Raw genomic sequence first — 19,471 nt, 5'->3', positions numbered from 1 at the left:
TAAGCTCTTTCTTCTTGGGAATCATAATTAAAAAAATAATGGGAATTATTCTTTTAAGTTAATGATTTTCAAGAGATTGAGCAAATATTCAACGCACTTATTTCATTGATAATAAATATTTTAACTAAACAAATCAGCGAATTGTTTCAACTACTGATTCGCATTATTCATATTTATAATAATAAATATTTGTTAATGGTATCAATTTCATTATATTTGTAGTAATACATTATGCCTTAATGATAAAGGAAAGATGGCTTATAATGAGAAGAGAGAGCATTTAAAGATAGGGAATTTAAGAACTTCTGCCCTTTCTGTTTTATTATGCCTCGTTCTTTATAAAGGAATAGAAAACACAAATAAAACAAAAAGATTATGATGAAAAATTTACTTCTAAAACCATCGTTAGTAATAATAGGCTTATTACTGCAAATAAGCTTATGGGCACAAACACCAACCATATTGCATGTGGAAACGGCAGGAACATTGCCCTCTCTTATCGCCGAAGACGATAAATACAAAATCACAGAGTTAACGCTTTCCGGAGAGTTAAATGGTACAGATATACGCTATATCCGAGCGATGACAGGGCGTAATGCTCAGGGTGGCTCCACCGATGGAAAGTTAGCGATGTTGGATATTTCGGAAGCCAATATTGTTTCGGGTGGTGATAATTTTTCAAACTCTTACACAACCTCAAACAATTCTATATCAGACTTTATGTTCGGGAAATGCACGGAATTAACAAAGATAGTTATCCCCAAAACTGTTACCTATATTGGAAATTCTGCTTTTTATGGTTGTGAAAAATTGACAAATATTGAAATTCCCGATAATGTTACTGGTATTGGAGGCTATGCCTTTTATGAGTGTGAGTCATTAACAAACATTGATATCCCAAATAGTGTTACCTATATAGGAATTTATGCTTTTGAAGGTTGTTCCAGTTTAACAGATGTAACTATTGGTAATGGTATTACAGAAATTAAAGGTTGGGTTTTTCTTAGATGCACAAACTTAACAAATATTACAATTCCTGATAATGTTACTTCGATTGGATGCGCTGCTTTTTATAAGTGTGAGTCATTAACAAACATTGATATTCCAAATAGTGTCACTCACATTGAAAGTTCTGCTTTTGAAGAGTGCTTCGGTTTAACGAATGTAACTATTGGTAATGGCATCACTACTATTAATATTTCTTCTTTTGCTGATTGTACGGGATTGACAAATATAATTATCCCAGACAATGTTGTTTCTATACGGGGTGTTGCTTTCGATGCTTGTAGTAGTTTAACAAGTGTTACTATTGGGAATAGTGTCAATTTTATTGAAACTGCGGCTTTTAGAAACTGTACAGAATTGGCTGAGATATATTGTAAAAGTATTGACCCGGCAACAATCGAATCAGGGACATTTTTGGGTGTAGATAAAAAAACATGCAAGTTGTATGTTCCAAAAGGTTCTTTCGATACCTACCGGAAAGCTCCTTATTGGTCGGAGTTTAAAAATATCATTGAAGAAGGAGCAAGTTCCATAAGCGCTATAAATGAAAACAATATTACTATTCAGTCTACTTCAGAAGGCATTACTATTGAGGCAAAAGAGCAAGTAAATGTTTCTGTATATAATCTTTCGGGACACACAGTTTATCAATCTGTTATCAGTGGGTACACTGAAATCCCTTTGACTAAAGGCGTGTACATCGTAAAAACAAATGACGAAAAGCAGAAAATAATTGTTCAGTAATAATAAGACTAAATAAAACAAACGGCAAGCTATATTCCAGGCTTGCCGTTTGTTTTATTTATCACCTTCTCGTGTTTGTACGGGGTTACAGGTAGTTTACGGGATTTACGTCGAAGCTCGAAGGAATTAGCTCCAAATCGGGAAACCTGTCTGAAAGCAATTTTCTGAAAATCTCCTTTGTGCATACCTCCGATTCGTAATGGCCTATCGTTGTGAGCATAATTTTGTCTTCAACGTCGTAAAAATCGTTATACTTGGCTTCGCCCGTCAAGAATACATCGGCTCCGTACGAAATGGCTTTGGGGATAAGGAATGCACCGCTACCGCCGCATATGGCAACGTCTTTTATCATCTTGCCGGTATATGCCGAGTGCTGGAGGGTGGTCAGCTTGAAAGTATCTTTCAGCAGATAGAGGAATGTTTCTTCTTCCATAGCTTCGGGCAGCGAACCTACAACGCCGCTTCCGGCCTGTGCCCATTTGTTGTTGAGAGGGTAAAGGTCGTATGCAGGTTCTTCGTATGGATGCACGGTTATCAGGGCGCGCACCACTTCGTTCTGTCTGAAAGCCGGAAGTATAACCTCTATCCTTGTTTCTTCCTCGTGGTGTAGTTCGCCAATTTTTCCGCAGTAGGGGGTAGAGTCGTCATTTGCACGGAAAGTTCCCGTCCCCGACAGGTTATAGCTGCATGAATCGTAGTTCCCTATATTGCCGGCTCCGGCATTAAACAGGGCTGTGCGGATATTCTCGGCATGCGAATGGGGAACAAAGGTAACGAGTTTTACCAAACTCTGCTCGGCAGGTGCAAGTATGCGTACCTGTTGCAGCCCCAGCATTTGGGCAAGCTTGAAGTTTACGCCTCCCATGGCATTGTCCAGATTAGTGTGGGCGGCATAGATCACTATGTCGTGCTTACAGGCTTTGAGCATGCATCGTTCAACATAGTTTTTGCCCGTGAGCGACTTAAAAGCCCTGAAAGCAAGAGGATGGTGCGATACGATAAGGTTACAGCCAAGCGATATGGCCTCGTCTACAACCTGTTCGGTTACGTCCAATGTCAGCAACACGCCTTTAGCTTCCTGATGGGTTTCGCCTATTTGCAGGCCGCTATTGTCGAAGCTTTCTTGCAAGGGTAGTGGCGCAAGCTGTTCTATGGCTTGTAGTATTTCTCTTATTTTCATGGTTTTGCCCGTTTATATTTCTTTGTTACAAAAACAAATATACAGAAGTCTTTTGGGATAAGCAGGGCATTGACCGATAAAAATAACCGAAGGCTGCAAAACTTAAATCGCAGCCTTCGGTTTATTAAAAGATAATTAAGATAACAGATTATTATCTGCCTTGTTGCGCGTCTTGAATCATCTTCTCGTTAGGAAGGATGTAAACTTCAACACGGCGGTTCTGAGCCTGACCGGCTTTTGTACTGTTGTCGGCAATTGGTTGAGTAGAACCCATACCTTGCGATTCCATACGGTTGCCCGAAATACCTTTGTTTTGTAGGAACGCGTAAACAGCGGCAGCTCTTTTCTCAGAAAGAGGATTGTTTATTTTATCATTACCGGTGCTATCGGTATGCCCAAAAATCTGAATATCGGTATCGGGGTTGTTCCGCAACGAAGTAGCGAAAGCCGATAACGAAGTCTGAGCAGCAGAGCTAAGAGTACTTGAGTTTGTGGCAAAAAGGATGCCCGACTCGAAAGTAACTTTAAGCGCCTGTCCGTCGTTTATAGATTCAACCTGAGCGTTGTTGATTTTCTCAAGTTCTTCTTTTTGTTTATCCATTTTGTTACCAATGATAGCACCTGCGCCACCACCAACAACAGTACCGATACCAGCACCCCAAGCAGCACCTTTGCCACCGCCTATGATGGCTCCGATACCTGCGCCAAGGGCAGCACCCGCACCCGCACCAATACCTGTTCCTTTAACTGTGTTGCTGGCTCCGCAACTCGAAAATAAAACTGCAACACTAAGAGCAATAGCTCCAAAAATTGATAATGTTTTCATACAAAATTTTGTTTTAGTCTGTATTTAAATTAATTGATATCTCTATTTAATTGATTTTTTTTACTCAAACATGTCGATAGAGTCGCAATAAGCAAGTTCGCCCCGCACGATGAAAGCGATTTCTTCGGCCGTGAAGTCTTTTATTTTGTCTTTCTTCGTGTTTTTGAGCACGTACTCCACCATCTCGTCTTCGTCTATTTCTATAAACTCGTCGTCGGAAGCGACTTTGCTGTCCATCAGACCTTTGTTTTCGTAGAAGTCGTATACGATGTCAACGATATAGTTTATTTCATCGTCCGAGAACTTTCCTTTCAATTCTTGCGGCAAGCTGTTTTGAATAAACTTCACAGCTTCGTCTTCGTCGTATCCTATCGGATCAATATCTTTACTCATATAATTTGTTTGAATTATAAAGACTCAAAAATAATAACAATCATTCATAATAGTATGTTCAAAAAAAAGATGATGTTGTGTTAAGCATTTTTTCGAACTCGGGTCAAAAATAGTTTTTTTAGTTTGTTTTTTCAATGTTTTCTTGATATAAAAACCTTTTGATGCTCTTTTTTGGCGTTTTTTCGAACTCCTCGGTGCGTATTCTGACTTTAGCTATCCGGCTATACGATGGCAGGCGTTTGTTGAGTACCTTTATTTCCTCGTCCAGAAGTTGAGGCAGTTGCGATTGTTGAATCCGGTTGGTTTTCAGATAATCTTGGTCAGGGTACACCAGTGCAACGAGCTTGCCTTCCGATTCTATAACCAACGATTCGGCAACGATTGGCGAGCCGTTCAGCACGTCTTCAATCTCTTCGGGATAGATGTTCTGCCCCGATGCCCCCAGTATCATGGTTTTTGAACGCCCCCGGATGAATACAAAACCGTCTTTGTCTATCACTCCCAAATCGCCCGTGTTGAGCCATCCGTCGGCCGAGAGTACGGCGCGTGTGGCTTCTTCGTTTTTGAGGTATCCGAGCATTACGTTGTGGCCCCGTACAAAAATTTCGCCTGCCGTGTGGGCTGGGTCGGGCGAATCTACTTTTATCTCTAAACGGTCAACAGCCCTGCCGCACGACCCCGCCTTGTAGCTTGCCCAATATTCGTAAGTGACAAGGGGGCCGCATTCGGTCATTCCATACCCTACGGTGTAGGGGAATTTTATTTTCGACAGAAAATCGCCAACTTCTTTGCTCAGAGCCGCACCGCCTATAACCACTTCCACCAAGTTTCCGCCAAATGTATCCATCATCTTATTTTTTATCTTACGATACATTATGCTGCGCACTCCCGGTATTTTGAGGAGTGTTCTGACAGGTTGTTTTTCGAGCTGAGGAAAAACCACGTTCCGCACAATCTTTTCTATAATCAGCGGAACAGCTATCACCAATCGGGGTTTAGCCTTGGCAAAGGCATCTATTATAACGTTGGGCGAAGGCGGTTTAGATATAAAATAAACATGGCATCCTTTTGCCACCGACAGCAGTATCTCGAAGGCCAGGCCATACATGTGCGCCATAGGCAGCATGTTTACCAGCCCGTCGCCGGCTTTCACGAAAGGGATGTTATCAACGGCAAAGCGGGTGTTAGACCACAGGCTTCTGTAAGGCAGCATCACCCCTTTGGGGTTGCTGGTAGTGCCCGATGTATAGTTGAGCAGGGCAAGTTCTTCGGGGCTTTCTTTGTGAAAATAAATATCTTCTTTGGTTAAGCCTGCGGGGAATTTTTCGGCCAGCGCTTTTTCCGCGTCAAAACCGTTTTCAGCGATAGCTTGGTTGTTGGTTTTTATAATCGAAAAGTCTTCCAGAAGTACGATGGAAGTAAGGGCGGGCATCTGCGCAAGGTCCAACCTTTTCCAAACGGCTTCGGCAACAAACAGCGTTTTTGCTTCGCTGTGGTTCACTATGTTGTAAATACTTTCGGCGTTGAAATCCTGCAATATGGTTGTGGGCACAGCCCCATAAGAGATGGAGCCGAAAAACGATATAGCCCAATGCGATGAGTTGCGTCCGCACAGGGCAACGCGGTCGCTCTTTTTTATACCGAAGGCCGACAAGAGCAACTGAATTTTTGTTATCTCCCGGGCAAGGTCGCTATACCGGAAAGTTTGTCCGTTAATATCGGTCAGGGCCGGCTTTTCCCAATTGTTCAGGATGCCGTTTTTTATATAGTCCAGAAAGCTTTTTTCCATACAAGGCTTATCTAAATTTATAGTCCTGTTTATTGCAAATGTAAAAACTTTTTTGAAACGAAAAACAGATAGCCCATCTTTGTTGTTATAAAATTAAAGTATTTCATCTATATTTACACCATATGACTAATTTGCTAACATGGAGAGTGGTTCGCTTCGAGGAACTGACAACGCCGATGCTTTATTCTGTGCTGCATCTGCGCAGTTTGGTGTTTGTTGTTGAGCAGAACTGCGTGTATCAGGACGTTGACGGCAAAGACGGCGAGGCATTGCACGTTTTGGGCTGTATAGGCGACGAACTGGTGGCTTACTGCCGGATGTTCCGCCCCGGTAGTTATTTCGGTAAGGCAAGCATCGGGCGTGTTGTTGTCACTCCCCGGTATAGGGGCAGGAAGTATGGGCACGCGCTTATGCGCGAAGCCATAGAGAGGCTTTATGCGGCTTGGGGCAACCTCGATATAGAAATATCGGCACAGAAGCACTTAGAACCTTTTTACCACCGGCATGGTTTTGTCAGGATTAGCGATGTATATCTGGAAGACGGGATACCCCACATAAGAATGGAAAAAACAATACAAGCAATAGAATTATGATAAGAGAGATAAACCCCAGCGATGTTGAAGCCGTAATGGATATTTGGCTGCGAACCAATGTTTCGGCTCATTTTTTTATACCCGAAAGCTATTGGGTGAATAATTTTGAGGAGGTTAAAAACGAGTACCTACCCGGCGCAACCTCATATGTTTATGAAGAGGAAGGCACGGTGAAGGCGTTTGTGAGCATTGTTGACGATTATTTTATCGGGGCCCTTTTTGTTGGCGAAGAATATCAACGGTTGGGCGTTGGCAACGAACTGATTAATTATTGTAAAGAAATTTACTCGCGCCTTGATGTAACTGTCTATGCCGAAAATGCGAATGCCGTGAAGTTTTATGAGAAGGAAGGCTTCCGCATTATAGAGCGTCGCCCCGATTTCGACACCAAGCGCGAGGAGTTACTCATGCGTTGGGGGTAAAGATTTGAAGCCGCAACGGCAATAATCTGAAATAATTGTAAAAACATTTGTGAAATTATTTCGTGATTCAAATAATTTACTAACTTTGTAGTGTTATGGTGTATAATTATACACACAAATAACGATAAGGATTAGAAAATGAAAAGACTTTTACTTTATATATTTGTTTCATTTATTCTTTGCGGATACGCTGCCGCAAACCCTTTCCCCGATAGAGGGAACGATGGGATTGCAGCCGGTGTGGCGGAAGAAGAATATGTAACAATATCGAACGCAACGGGCGAAAGTATCAGGATTACATACAATTTCAAAACATCAAAGGTTTTGAAGATATACAACCTCTTGGGCAAGAACGTTTATTCGGTTCGCCTAAGCCCAGGGCAAAACTCGGTGGATTTGTCTGTTAATCTGGATAAAGGAGCATACATCTACTCGGTTGAGGATGGTGCTAAAACTATTAGTGCAAAAAAGTTTATTGTAAAATAAGATCTATTTTTGAATAATATAGATACGAAGGAGACTTATATTTTAGGTCTCCTTTTTTAATTAGAGAAAACTGAACGTAAAAAAAACAGACGCGTCTATGATACGATATGCGGTAAATCTGAATCCGATAGCCCCGGTCAGAGCCGATTTGGGCGATACACAAAACGGAAGCCGGGAGAGGAACGAAATGGTAACCCAGCTTTTGTTTGGCGATTTCTGCGAGATAACTGATTTTTCGGAGGGATTCGCCAAAATTAAAAACCATGATGATGGCTACTGGGGGTGGGTCGATGCCAAGATGCTGACCGAAATTTCGGAACAGGAACACAAGGCGATGGCCGAGGCTCCTGTTTTCAGGACGAATGCGCCCGTTGTTAACGCTTTCCGCATGGGCAATAAAACCGTTTTGCACCTTTCGGCAGGGAGTAGAATTCCGTTCTACAACCACGAAACGAGCCGCTTTGAGGTTGGGGGCAAAGCCTATCAGATTCACTCCGATTTTGTTACTTACCTACCAGATAAGAGGGTAGAAAACATCATACCCTCGGCAAATATTTTCACGAACACTCCTTACTTGTGGGGCGGTAAAAATATATTGGGGATAGACTGTTCGGGACTTGTGCAGGTGGCCGCGTCGCTTGCCGGTTATACGCTTCCCCGCGATGCAAGCATGCAGGTAAACGAAGGGGTTGCCGTGAGTGGCATTGAGCAGGCACAACCTGCCGACCTCATGTTTTTTTGCAAAGCGGAACGGATAACCCATGTTGGCATTTATCTGGGCGAGAGGCGGATAATCCATGCTTCGGGGCAGGTGCGGATAGATAGTGTTGACGGGAACGGTATTTTCAACGAAGCCGCCTCGGAATATACACACACTTTGGCTGCCATAAGGCGATTGTGAAATGATAAGATTGTAATGAATAGAACTCTTGAGTGTAACGAAGGAGTTTGGATAAAACATACATGCGGATTCTTCACTTTGCTGAGAAACAACGTTCGAGGGGCGTAGGCGACTCAATGACAAATGCTATAAAATGTTTATAATAAATTTTTTGATATAAACTCTCTAAATGCACTACGGGTAATACAAAATAAAAAAATGTATCTTTGTTGCGCTCTGCTATAAGCAATGCCAATGCAGGAGTTTTTTTTGATAAAGAAAAGTAAAAAACAAGAATAATTACCGATGTCAGTAAAAATTGTAGAAGCAAACGACAAGGCGTCTAAAAAGAAATTTGTAAAATTCCCCATAAACTTATACAAAGACAGTCCTTATTATGTTCCGCCTTTGGTGTTGGACGAATTGGGTACGCTCGATGAAAAGAAAAATCCGGCATTCGATTTTTGCGAGCAGCAGTTATTCCTTGCGTACAGGGACGGTAAGATTGTGGGGCGTATTGCAGCCATAATAAACCGGACGGCCAATGAGGTGTGGGGGAAAGATGCCCTCCGTTTTGGCTTTGTAGATTTTGTTGACGACAACGAGGTTGTTGACGCCCTATTTGCCGCTGCCGAAGATTGGGGGCGCAAAAAAGGCATGAAGCAGATTCAAGGCCCGATGGGCTATACCGACCTTGACCACGAAGGTTTGCTTATTCATGGTTACGACCGTGTATCCACGATGGCTACAACATATAGTTATCCTTACTACAAGGAGCAGATAGAACGGTTGGGCTTTGAAAAAGATGTGGATTGGCATGAGTTTTACATACCTGTGCCCAGTTCGGTTCCCGAAAGGCATCAGCGAATAGCTAAAATCGTGGCAGAAAAATACGGGCTTAAACTTTTGAAGTTCCAAAACCTGAAGCAAGTAACACCCTATATCGACAAACTGTTTAACCTGCTGAACAGAGCCTATGCTCCGCTCTATGGTTTTGCCCCCCTCACAAAGCGGCAGATAGATTATTATGTGAAGATGTATGTTCCGATGTTGCGTTGGGATGTAGTGTCGATTGTTGTAAAAGAAGAGACCGACGAGGTGGTTGGCTTCGGCATTGCCGTTCCCAGTTTGTCGGCAGCGTTGATAAAGTCGCGGGGTAAGCTTTTTCCCTTTGGTTGGATATCCCTGTTGAAAGGGCTGAAAGGTAAGTCGAACCCTGTGGTCGATTTGATGCTTATGGGCATAGCGCCCGAATATCAGGGAAAAGGAGTGAACGCCATTATCTTTAACGACTTTATTCCATCGGCCTACAATAGCGGCTTCCGCTTTGCGGAAACGAACCCTGAATTGGAAGTAAATACCAAGATAGCAGCCCTTTGGGACGGTTTTGATGCCGAGCATCATAAAACCCGCAGGGCTTATGTGAAAAATATATAACTGACAGGCCGAAAGGTGAAAATAAGTGGAACGGGCGGGTTGGCGGCAAGCGAACCCGCTTGATTTTTTTTGCGAAAAAAACTATCTTTGCCTGAACCTTTTTTTTGAAGCAATTAAACAAACATGGCAGAAGAACTATATCCCGACTTACCACAAGAAAACTATTCGGACGATGATATAAAAACCCTCGATTGGCAGGAGCATATCCGCCGCCGTCCGGGTATGTATATCGGTAAGCTGGGCGATGGCTCGTCGGCCGACGATGGTATTTACGTGCTTCTGAAAGAGGTGCTCGATAACTCTATCGACGAGTATATGATGGGTTTCGGCAAAACCATCGAAGTTGATATAACCGATGGTGCGGTGCGTGTTCGTGACCACGGCCGTGGCGTGCCTTTGGGCAAGGTGAAAGACGTTTCGTCTAAAATGAACACCGGAGCCAAGTACGACTCTAAGGCCTTCAAAAAATCGGTCGGCCTCAACGGTGTGGGTATCAAGGCGGTGAATGCTCTTTCCGCTTATTTTAAGATACAATCGTTTCGTGATGGGCAAACCGTACTTGTTGAATACAGCAAAGCCGAAGTTACGAACGAAACAAAACCTCAGCCAACAACCCAAGATAACGGAACGCTCACCGAGTTCGTTCCCGATGGTACTATATTTAAAGATTATCTTTATCGTGACGAGTATATCGAAAGCCTGTTGAAGAATTATGTTTTCCTGAATACAGGTCTTTCAATTATCTACAACGGTAAACGCTTCCACTCGCGCAACGGGCTTGTCGATTTGCTGAACGAGAATATGACATCCGACGCCCTTTATCCTATCATTCACTTGATGGATACCGATATTGAGGTGGTGATAACACACACTAACCAGTATGGCGAGGAGTATTACTCGTTTGTGAACGGGCAGCACACCACGCAGGGAGGCACGCACCAGTCGGCCTTCAGAGAGTCGGTGTCGAGGGTGATAAAGGAGTATTACAACAAAAACTTCGATTATGCCGATATCCGCAGTGGTATTGTTGCCGCTGTGAGTGTTAAGGTAGAGGAGCCGGTGTTTGAGTCGCAAACAAAAACGAAGCTGGGATCGAAAGACATGGGTCCCAATGGGCCTACCGTTCAGAAATTTATAGGAGATTTCATAAAGAAAGAACTGGATAATTATCTGCACAAAGACCCCGATACGTCCGATGCCTTGCTGAAAAAGATATTGGAGTCCGAAAAAGAGCGTAAAGCCATTGCCGGAGTCACTAAACTGGCTCGCGAGCGTGCCAAGAAGGCTAACCTGCACAATAAAAAACTGCGCGATTGCCGCATCCATTATAACGACACGAAGGGCGATAAGTTGGACGAAACCTGTATCTTCATCACCGAGGGAGACTCGGCCAGTGGCTCTATCACCAAAAGCCGCGACCCCAACCTGCAAGCCGTTTTTTCGCTCCGTGGTAAGCCCCTCAACAGTTATGGGCTGACAAAGAAGATTGTTTACGAAAACGAAGAGTTTAACCTCTTGCAGGCCGCCCTGAATATAGAGGATGGGTTGGACGGCCTGCGCTACAATAAAGTTATCATCGCAACCGATGCCGATACTGACGGTATGCACATCCGCCTGCTGTTGCTGACGTTCTTTTTGCAATTCTTCCCCGATTTGGTAAAGAAGAACCATGTCTACATCCTGCAAACGCCATTGTTCCGTGTGCGGAATAAAAAAGAAACGATTTACTGTTATAGCGAAGAAGAACGCTTGGCGGCGATTCAGAAATTGGGCACAAATCCCGAAATAACCCGCTTCAAAGGGTTGGGCGAAATCTCACCCGACGAATTCCGCCACTTTATCGGTAAGGATATACGTTTAGACAGGGTCACCATGAAAAAAGAAGATTTGGTGAAAGATATGCTCAGTTTCTATATGGGCAAAAATACACCCGAAAGGCAAGGCTTCATCATCGAAAATCTTGTGGTTGAGGTAGATGAGTGATAAATTGTGCGCTTACAGCTCTATTTCGTCGGCCGAGATGTATCCGTGACTGATGCAGTAGAAAATCAAACCCGAAACGGTTTTTATCCCAAGCTTTGCCGTAATGTTTTTGCGATGCGAAAGCACTGTGTTCAGGCTGATGTTCAGGCGGTCGGCTACTTCTTTGTTTAGTAAGCCCATAGCAACCAGTTTGAGTACTTCGAGTTCGCGTGGCGAAATTTCGAGCGATTCGTCGGTCACGGCCGATTTTTCTCCGGCTATCAGGCTTTGCCAGTCGTCAATGCCTGCGTCGGCAAGGTTGTCTATCATGGGTTTCAGTATGCGCTCCCTTATGCGGTTGTGCTTGTTGAGGTCGTGCGCCAGACTGTCTATCGAAAATACAACGGCATAGCAGAGGTTTTCATTAAAGTTACCGCTGATGTGCTTAACGAGGATGTTCTTGAGGTCGAATAGCAGGGCATGTGCCGTGTCGTCCTCCAAAAGCCCTTTGCGGATACGCGACATCAACTCTTCCTTAAACCGCACAAATAGTTTGCTTATCAGCGTCAGTTGCTTGTTGCCGGGGTCGCTCATGGCTATAAAGGCATTGAGGTGCTTTTCTATATTGGGCACAAGGGCATGCGCGTAATACTGGTCGGTTTGTTTCAGATAGTTAGAAACCAGTGCGATATCGAACTCCTGAAGTTTTTTTTCGGGGAAATAATCCTCGTTCAGGTATGTGTTCAGTATGGCTAAAACGAAATCCGTATTCAGGTTGTACTCCGTGCAGATGGTATGCACGGTTTTGTCGCCCAAGCCCAATCTTATACCGAAGCGGCTGATTACGGGTATCAGCTGCAAGTTTTCGTTGATATGGTCAGAGAGTACGGAGGTTTCTGCTAAGAAATTCATAAGTTACCGGCTTGTTATATTTTCCAAGTCATCAAAGGTAAGTCAAATTCCATAGAGTGAGCGTATTTTTCGTGGTTGAATGTGTAGAGGAAAGGCGATTTGTGCGAACCACATTTTTTTGTTTCGCTCAGTTTTTTCATTAATCCCGTAGAAAGCATTTTCCGCTGAAAGTTACGGCGGTCGAGCTCACGCCCCAAAATGGCTTCGTATATGAGGCGTAGTTCGGGCATCGTGAATTTTTCGGGGAGCAACTGATAGCCAATCGGGATGTTTCCCATCTGGTTACGGATGCTTTCTAAGGCGTATTGTATCATTTTGTCGTGCTCTGTCCTCAATGGAGGCAGGTCGTTTATGGCAAACCATTTGTTTTCTTCTTCCCAGTGTGTCGATTCTATTTTAACTTTAGCGATATTAACAAACGAGTAGTATCCAATGGTGATGAAGCGTTGTTCGAACCATTGAATTTCGGGTTGGCCTATTCCCAACAGGGTTGCGAATTCAACATTTTCGTTGGTGTGGATTGCGTCGATACTGCCAAAAGTACTGAATTGCTTGAGGTAAATATCGGTAAAGGATGTCCTGCTTTCAAGTATGCGTTTGGCGGCGGTATCTATATCTTCGTCCCGATAAATAAAGCCTACCGGAAGCATCCAAGGCGCCGACCCGTATCTGTTCAGTAAGACTTTGAGAAGCCCATCCTGAAACCCGAAAGTTACACACGCTATAAAAATGCCCGGCTGATATTTCTGGTCTTTTAAAAAACTGCTAAAAGACTTTACAGGATTTGTTTTCTCCATAGGGTTTTATAGAAAAGATTAAAAATAATAAACAATATACATTTTCGAAAAAGAATCGGAAGCAAAGATACGTGTTATTTTTATTTTTTTGAAAAAAAACAATGCGGTTTAAAAACACAATAGACATTTTTATTATAATTTTTCAATAAAACAGCCTTTATTATTATTGTTTAATAGCATTACCGGTTGGCTGTATTCAGTTTGTTATCCCCCACAGGAAGAGTTACCCGGAATGCTTTGGATTTTCGTTTTACCGGCTCGGGCAAAGCCCGGAGGGAGTGTTTGTGCAAATATTTGGCTCTTTGCCTTACTTTAAAAGGCTGTAATGAAAAAGAAAAGGAAAACAGAGCGATGCCCCCAAAGCGTTGTGGCATAATACGAACCTTTTAAATTTATCGGCTTTTTTTTTGATATCTCGGTCAAAAACTGTAATTTTGCGAACCGATTATTGAAAGCATAAGCGTAAGTGTTTGGTATATATATTGTTATGCGTTTTACCCCTTAGCCCAAAACGCAGAGATAACAGTTGAGCCAAACCGTGGAGTCATTAACAAATTAAAAACAATTAAAGAAAGTGGATACTTTAAGTTATAAGACCATTTCTGCTAATAAGGCAACTGCAAACAAAGAATGGGTTGTGGTTGATGCTGACGGACAAACTTTGGGTCGTTTGGCTTCGAAAGTAGCAAAAATTTTAAGAGGAAAGTATAAACCAAATTATACTCCACACGTAGACTGTGGCGATAATGTGATTATTATCAATGCAGAAAAAGTTGTATTGACAGGTAATAAATGGACCGACCGTGTTTACCTCAGATATACAGGCTATCCCGGTGGACAAAGAGAAACAACTCCTGCCGCTCTTTTGGAAAAAGGCGCAGACCGTTTGATGCTCAAAGTGGTGAAAGGTATGTTGCCTAAAAACAAATTAGGCGCAGCACTTCTCAGAAACCTACATGTGTATGCCGGAGCTGAGCACAACCATGCTGCTCAACAACCCAAAACAATAGATATTAACGTACTTAAATAATGACAATGGAAGTTATAAATGCAATCGGAAGACGTAAAGCTGCTGTAGCGCGTGTGTACGTTAGCGAAGGAACCGGAAAAATCATTATCAACAAACGCGAGTTGGCCAACTACTTCCCTTCAACTATTCTTCAATACGTGGTTACTCAACCCCTCAACAAATTGGGCGTTGCAGAAAAATACGATATTAAGATTAACTTGAATGGCGGTGGTTATAAAGGACAGTCGGAAGCTGCCCGTTTAGGTATAGCCCGTGCTCTTGTTAAAATCAATCCGGAAGATAAACCTGCTCTAAGAGCTGAAGGGTTTATGACTCGCGACCCACGTGTGGTAGAACGTAAAAAACCGGGACAACCAAAAGCGAGAAAGAGATTCCAATTCTCGAAACGTTAATTTGTTTATGGCTTTCACTCATGCCGGTCGTCTTGGGGAATACCGCTTGTGGCCGTCGCTGTGTGACAATAGAATATTAAGTGCATGGGTTTTTGCCCGCACTGCCTGAAAGATATAACGTTTAGCATCTAAATTGGCGGGACTCCCCCATACTTAGGGGACTACCCGGCAATTCGGAAAGAAACAGAAAAAGAAAGTAAACGATTAAAAAATTAAACAAAGAATGGCAAAATTAGAATTTGACCAATTACTTGATGCCGGTGTGCACTTCGGTCACCTGAAGAGAAAATGGAATCCGGCAATGGCTCCTTACATTTTTATGGAGCGCAATGGTATCCACATCATTGACCTTTACAAAACAGTTGCCAAAGCCGATGAGGCTGCCGCTGCTTTGAGACAAATTGCAAAATCGGGCAAAAAAGTATTGTTTGTTGCTACAAAAAAACAAGCAAAACAAGCTATCGCAGACCTTGCCCAATCAGTAAATATGCCATACGTGATTGAGCGTTGGCCGGGTGGTATGTTAACAAACTTCCCAACAATCCGTAAAGCAATCAAAAAAATGTCGACAATCGACAAAATGATTAAAGACGGAACTTTCGATACACTTTCGAAAAGAGAAAAACTTCAAATCACACGCCAACGTGCCAAATTGGAGAAAAACTTAGGTTCTATCCAAGACCTTACGCGTTTGCCATCGGCTTTGTTCGTGGTTGACGTATTGAAAGAGCACATCGCTGTGAAAGAGGCTCAACGATTGGGTATCCCTGTATTTGCGATGGTAGATACAAACTCTGATCCTACAAGCATCGACTTCGTTATCCCAGCCAACGATGACGCTTCGAAATCTATCGAAGTTATCGTAGGTCATGTATGCGGAGCCATTAAAGAAGGATTGGAAGAAAGAAAGATAGAAAAAGCTGACGCCAATGCAGCTGAGGCGCAAGCCGAAGAAGACGGCGAAGAACGCAAAGAACGCCGTGCCAGAACAGGCGCAAAGAAAGAGCGCGCATCGAAAGATGACGAAGAAGCTTTGAAGGCGGCAGTTGCCAGCAAATTCGTTAAAGAAGACGAAGAATAAGAAATACTATCAGTAATATGTTAGGATTTAAGTGCTGGAACAGTTCTCGTTATCAGCACTTATCTCTTAACTTTTTTGTTTAGAAATTAAGTATAAAAATAAAATAAAGAAATTGAAGTTATGGCAGTAACAATGGCAGATATCCAAAACTTGCGTAAAAGAACAGGCGCGGGTATGATGGATTGTAAAAATGCTTTGAACGAAGCAGCTGGTGATTTTGAAAAAGCAATCGAAATAATACGTAAAAAAGGTCAGGCTTTTGCCGCTAAACGTGGCGACCGCGACGCATCCGAAGGTTGTGTATTGGCAGCCGTTAACGGTGAGTTTGGCGCTATCGTGGCCTTGAAATGCGAAACTGACTTTGTGGCTATTAACGCCGACTTTGTTGACCTTACAAAAAGCATCCTTAATGCGGCTTTGGATAAGAAACCGGCTTCGCTCGACGAACTGAACGCTGTTGAAGTAGACGGCCGCAAAATTGCCGATTTGGTTACCGACCGTATGGGTATCACAGGCGAAAAAATGGAGTTGGGCGCTTACGAAACTATTTCGGCTCCTTATGTGGTTGCTTACATCCACCCCGGAAACAAGCTTGCGACAATAGTAGGCTTCAACAAAAAAGACGTTGATGCTCAGGTTGCTAAAGACGTAGCTATGCAGATCGCAGCCATGAATCCTGTGGCTCTTATCGCGGAAGAAGTTTCGGAAGCCATCAGAGAAAGAGAAATGAACCTTGCGCGCGAAAAAGCACGCGAAGCAGGTAAACCTGAAAATCTGCTCGACCGTATTGCTGAAGGTGCATTGCAGAAATTTTACAAAGAGTTTACGCTTCTTGAACAAGAGTTCGTTAAGAACCCAAAACAAACTATCGGCCAGTATTTGGCTCAAACCGATAAAGAGCTTGCCGTAGTAGGTTTCAAACGCTTCACTCTGAACGCAGAATAAATTCAGGAGGTTTTCCTCTATATATTTGAAGAAAGTCCGCTTGGTAAGCGGACTTCTTTTATTTTGTTAAATAAATAAACCTGTTTTTAGTTTAATTTGTTTTTAATAAAGAATGTTATGGGGAATTTTGCCCATGCCCTTTTTCCCTTGTGCGGGGCATAAAGCGTATCCGGGGCAACCCAATAACAGCATCTTTGCTTTAATTCATCTCTAAAATAATTTTTATGAAAAAACTTTTTACAAAAAAACTATTTCTAAGCATTTTGGTGTGTTTAGGCTTTTTCTTGCCATCGATGGCCGAAACGGTAGACCCTATCTTGGGCAATTATAGCGGAAGCCTCAAAGCAGACCTTTCGGGTATGAGCGGTGGTATTGTTGAGTCGACCGACACTATCAGCCTCGAATCTTCTGACTTGGCCGGAGCCGTTAAGTTCGTGATAAGAGACTTTAAGTTTACGATGCCGCAAGAAGGCAAGGAGCCAACAGAATTTGTGTTGGGCGATATCGTTTTGGACGAGATTCCCGTTGTGCTGAAAGACGGTGTTTATTCTTTGAAGGAAACCGTACAGACAGTAAAACTGTTGGGAATGAACATCAGCATAACGATATCCGGTGAAGTGAAAGGCGAAAAGGCTGATATCGTTTTCACGATAAAAGTGCCATTTGTGGGAAATGTTCCTGTTGAATTTTCGGGCGAAATAATTCCTGATAAAGAAGGACCTTCCTTGACCGATGTAACACCTATCTTGGGCAATTATGGAGGAGATCTTAAAGTGGATCTTGCGGAACTGAACGGGGGCGAAACACTTATCGTAGAACAGCCCGATACAGTGAGCCTTGAGGCTTCGGTTTTAGGCGACGCTATTAAATTTGCTATCCGTGACTTCAAATTTATGCTGCCACAGGAAGGTGACCCTGTCGAATTGTCGCTCGGAGATATAATATTGGACGAAATTCCTGTCACTTTGCAAAGCAACGGGATTTACGTTTTGCAAGCAACCGCACAGAAAGTAGTGTTGAATATAATGGGTGTCGATATGAATATCGGTATTACTATAAAAGGTTTTGTGGAAGGTAATACTGCCGATATCCTCTTCACTATTGAAATACCTGTGTTGGGCAGCATTCCAGTGTTTTTCAAAGGAACAAAGATAGAGACAAGCGGCATCAATGACGAAGCGCTAGCAGAACACACACCTGTCATATGGACAGATAAAGGCGTGGTGTATATTCAGTCCGAAAATAACGGACAGGCCGTTGTTTACACCCTTTCGGGACAAGTATACAAGCAGGTAAGCACGAGTGCGGACGTTGTTTCGGTAAACTTGCCGAAAGGCGTTTATCTGGTTTCGGTGAACGGATATACACAAAAAGTATTCGTGAAATAATATAAATATCACATTCGGGATATTAGGTAAAAAGATTGTTTTTTAAGGAGGCGGGTGCCCCAAAAGTAGTTTTTGATTTCTTTGTCTTTCTGACCGTAGGGAAGAATCTCTTTTGATACAGAAGAGATGTTTCACTATCGTTCAACATGACAGTAGAGAGTATCAATTTGATGCCATCAATCGACTTTTGGGACACCCGCTTTGTTTTATCAGGGTGTGACTGTTTGTTATTGTTTTTGTATTAAAATTTGCGAATTGGCATTTATTTTTATATATTTACGATATTTGATTGTTAAATATTATGGAATACACGTTTTATATAATAATTATCGGTCTGCTTCTGAGTCCTATCTCTTTGGCTTATGAGGTGAATAAGGTCTTTAAAAGTACCTTGATGACAAAGGAAGAGATAAGACGATATGTCATCATTATCTGCGCTCTTCCCATTTTTGGAATTGTGCTTTATCGTCAGGCTGAGAGCCGAAAAAGGAAAGAACGGTATTTTGGGAATAAAGAAGAAGGACAACGTTGGTAACTTTAAAAATATTAAAATTTATGGAATTTGCAGAGTTTACATATTTTACCATTGTGTTGGGCATAGTTGTTTGTTTGGCTTTCTATACTGCTTTTCTTGTTTATGCCATTGAAAAGGTGTTCGATAGTAGTTTGATAACGAAGGAAGAAGTGAAGAAATATACGGTTATCTCGTGCGTAAATCCTGCTGTGGGTTTATTCTTGCTGTTTAGAGCAGAAGATAAAAAGCAGAAAGAATGCCAAGAAAATAATAATTAATTATCTGAAAATAAGACATATTAGCTTTGTCATCCTGAGTGCAACGAAGGATCTTTAATAAAACACAGCATTCTTCCTATTGCCGAGATAACAAAAATACGGCAATAATTTTTAGACTAAACTTAATATATAAAGTAGCTTATGGATTTTTGGAGTTTTATGACACTTGCAGGCACTCTGGATTTGACAGAAATTGTTGTATCTACGATTCTGCATATTATTTTTCTTGTTTATGTTGTGAACAGGATACATAATAGCTATCTGCTGACAAGAAAGGAAACAAAGAAATATGTAATCATCGCATGTATAAATCCGGTTATTGGAGCACTTTTGTTTTTTGGAGACGAGAGTAAGAAACGAAAGGAAAAATATCAAAGAAAATAAATAAACGAAACGCACCGCGTGTTTTTGTAGTGA

22 protein-coding genes are annotated in these 19,471 nt (G+C 42.4%); 15 read left to right on the top strand and 7 right to left on the bottom strand.

Going from position 1 to position 19,471, the window contains the following annotated elements:
- Positions 1-375 precede the first annotated feature (375 nt).
- Positions 376-1,749: a leucine-rich repeat domain-containing protein gene (locus M2132_RS04340; RefSeq protein WP_280671517.1), complete on the top strand. Its 1,374-nt coding sequence runs from the start codon at positions 376-378 to the stop codon at positions 1,747-1,749.
- An 85-nt stretch (positions 1,750-1,834) separates the two neighbouring features.
- Here the strand turns inward: M2132_RS04340 and M2132_RS04335 are convergent, their stop codons facing one another.
- The 4 genes from M2132_RS04335 to M2132_RS04320 form a co-directional block, all read right to left on the bottom strand.
- Positions 1,835-2,929, bottom strand: a complete 1,095-nt coding sequence (locus tag M2132_RS04335; protein WP_280671519.1) for a Nif3-like dinuclear metal center hexameric protein — start codon at positions 2,927-2,929, stop codon at positions 1,835-1,837.
- A 151-nt stretch (positions 2,930-3,080) separates the two neighbouring features.
- Positions 3,081-3,755: an OmpA family protein gene (locus M2132_RS04330; protein WP_280671521.1), complete on the bottom strand. Its 675-nt coding sequence runs from the start codon at positions 3,753-3,755 to the stop codon at positions 3,081-3,083.
- 60 nt (positions 3,756-3,815) lie between these two features.
- The gene (locus M2132_RS04325; RefSeq protein ID WP_280671523.1) at positions 3,816-4,148 is read right to left on the bottom strand and encodes a hypothetical protein; all 333 of its coding nucleotides are present in this window, start codon (positions 4,146-4,148) and stop codon (positions 3,816-3,818) included.
- Between the two features lie 118 nt (positions 4,149-4,266).
- Positions 4,267-5,937: an AMP-binding protein gene (locus M2132_RS04320; RefSeq protein WP_280671525.1), complete on the bottom strand. Its 1,671-nt coding sequence runs from the start codon at positions 5,935-5,937 to the stop codon at positions 4,267-4,269.
- Positions 5,938-6,059: 122 nt separating this feature from the next.
- Here M2132_RS04320 and M2132_RS04315 point away from each other — a divergent pair, with 122 nt between their 5' ends.
- The 6 genes from M2132_RS04315 to M2132_RS04290 all read left to right on the top strand — a co-directional run bounded on the left by M2132_RS04315 (position 6,060) and on the right by M2132_RS04290 (position 11,738).
- Positions 6,060-6,530, top strand: a complete 471-nt coding sequence (locus M2132_RS04315; protein ID WP_280671527.1) for a GNAT family N-acetyltransferase — start codon at positions 6,060-6,062, stop codon at positions 6,528-6,530.
- A complete protein-coding gene (locus tag M2132_RS04310) occupies positions 6,527-6,952 on the top strand; it encodes an N-acetyltransferase (RefSeq protein WP_280671529.1) in 426 nt (141 codons plus the stop codon). Before M2132_RS04315 ends, M2132_RS04310 begins: the two co-directional genes overlap by 4 nt.
- 138 nt (positions 6,953-7,090) lie before the next feature.
- The gene (locus tag M2132_RS04305; protein ID WP_280671532.1) at positions 7,091-7,438 is read left to right on the top strand and encodes a T9SS type A sorting domain-containing protein; all 348 of its coding nucleotides are present in this window, start codon (positions 7,091-7,093) and stop codon (positions 7,436-7,438) included.
- 97 nt (positions 7,439-7,535) lie between these two features.
- Positions 7,536-8,339, top strand: a complete 804-nt coding sequence (locus tag M2132_RS04300) for a C40 family peptidase (RefSeq protein ID WP_280671534.1) — start codon at positions 7,536-7,538, stop codon at positions 8,337-8,339.
- 285 nt (positions 8,340-8,624) lie between these two features.
- Positions 8,625-9,755 (top strand): hypothetical protein, encoded by a 1,131-nt coding sequence (locus tag M2132_RS04295; RefSeq protein WP_280671536.1) that lies wholly within the window; start codon positions 8,625-8,627, stop codon positions 9,753-9,755.
- A 123-nt stretch (positions 9,756-9,878) separates the two neighbouring features.
- The gene (locus M2132_RS04290; RefSeq protein ID WP_280671538.1) at positions 9,879-11,738 is read left to right on the top strand and encodes a DNA topoisomerase IV subunit B; all 1,860 of its coding nucleotides are present in this window, start codon (positions 9,879-9,881) and stop codon (positions 11,736-11,738) included.
- 12 nt (positions 11,739-11,750) lie between these two features.
- On the opposite strand, the gene M2132_RS04285 is transcribed toward M2132_RS04290, so the two are convergent.
- The 3 genes from M2132_RS04285 to M2132_RS04275 all read right to left on the bottom strand — a co-directional run bounded on the left by M2132_RS04285 (position 11,751) and on the right by M2132_RS04275 (position 13,800).
- Positions 11,751-12,629 (bottom strand): LuxR C-terminal-related transcriptional regulator, encoded by an 879-nt coding sequence (locus M2132_RS04285; protein ID WP_280671540.1) that lies wholly within the window; start codon positions 12,627-12,629, stop codon positions 11,751-11,753.
- A 14-nt stretch (positions 12,630-12,643) separates the two neighbouring features.
- Positions 12,644-13,426, bottom strand: a complete 783-nt coding sequence (locus tag M2132_RS04280; protein ID WP_280671542.1) for an NrtR DNA-binding winged helix domain-containing protein — start codon at positions 13,424-13,426, stop codon at positions 12,644-12,646.
- Positions 13,427-13,605: 179 nt separating this feature from the next.
- Positions 13,606-13,800 carry a hypothetical protein gene (locus M2132_RS04275; protein WP_280671544.1) on the bottom strand — a complete coding sequence of 65 codons (195 nt, stop codon included), beginning with the start codon at positions 13,798-13,800 and terminating at the stop codon, positions 13,606-13,608.
- A 200-nt stretch (positions 13,801-14,000) separates the two neighbouring features.
- Between M2132_RS04275 and rplM the strand changes: the two genes are divergently transcribed.
- The 8 genes from rplM to M2132_RS04235 all read left to right on the top strand — a co-directional run bounded on the left by rplM (position 14,001) and on the right by M2132_RS04235 (position 19,438).
- Positions 14,001-14,456: a 50S ribosomal protein L13 gene (gene rplM, locus M2132_RS04270; protein ID WP_280671546.1), complete on the top strand. Its 456-nt coding sequence runs from the start codon at positions 14,001-14,003 to the stop codon at positions 14,454-14,456.
- A gap of 5 nt (positions 14,457-14,461) precedes the next feature.
- Positions 14,462-14,848, top strand: coding sequence for a 30S ribosomal protein S9 (rpsI, locus tag M2132_RS04265; RefSeq protein WP_280671548.1), 387 nt, complete (start codon positions 14,462-14,464; stop codon positions 14,846-14,848).
- Between the two features lie 223 nt (positions 14,849-15,071).
- Positions 15,072-15,929 (top strand): 30S ribosomal protein S2, encoded by an 858-nt coding sequence (rpsB, locus tag M2132_RS04260; protein WP_280671550.1) that lies wholly within the window; start codon positions 15,072-15,074, stop codon positions 15,927-15,929.
- 120 nt (positions 15,930-16,049) lie between these two features.
- Positions 16,050-16,874, top strand: a complete 825-nt coding sequence (tsf, locus tag M2132_RS04255) for a translation elongation factor Ts (protein ID WP_280671553.1) — start codon at positions 16,050-16,052, stop codon at positions 16,872-16,874.
- A gap of 224 nt (positions 16,875-17,098) precedes the next feature.
- The gene (locus tag M2132_RS04250; protein ID WP_280671555.1) at positions 17,099-18,262 is read left to right on the top strand and encodes a calycin-like domain-containing protein; all 1,164 of its coding nucleotides are present in this window, start codon (positions 17,099-17,101) and stop codon (positions 18,260-18,262) included.
- 301 nt (positions 18,263-18,563) lie between these two features.
- Positions 18,564-18,797: a hypothetical protein gene (locus M2132_RS04245; RefSeq protein ID WP_280671557.1), complete on the top strand. Its 234-nt coding sequence runs from the start codon at positions 18,564-18,566 to the stop codon at positions 18,795-18,797.
- Between the two features lie 20 nt (positions 18,798-18,817).
- The gene (locus M2132_RS04240) at positions 18,818-19,054 is read left to right on the top strand and encodes a hypothetical protein (RefSeq protein ID WP_280671559.1); all 237 of its coding nucleotides are present in this window, start codon (positions 18,818-18,820) and stop codon (positions 19,052-19,054) included.
- A 141-nt stretch (positions 19,055-19,195) separates the two neighbouring features.
- Entirely contained in the window at positions 19,196-19,438 is a 243-nt protein-coding gene (locus M2132_RS04235) for a hypothetical protein (RefSeq protein WP_280671560.1), read from the top strand.
- Positions 19,439-19,471: the final 33 nt, after the last annotated feature.

The sequence above is a fragment of the Dysgonomonas sp. PH5-45 genome, from assembly GCF_029893235.1.
Lineage (GTDB): Bacteria > Bacteroidota > Bacteroidia > Bacteroidales > Dysgonomonadaceae > UBA1309.
Note: the sequence above shows the minus strand (reverse complement) of the source record. Positions and strands in the feature narration are given on the sequence as shown.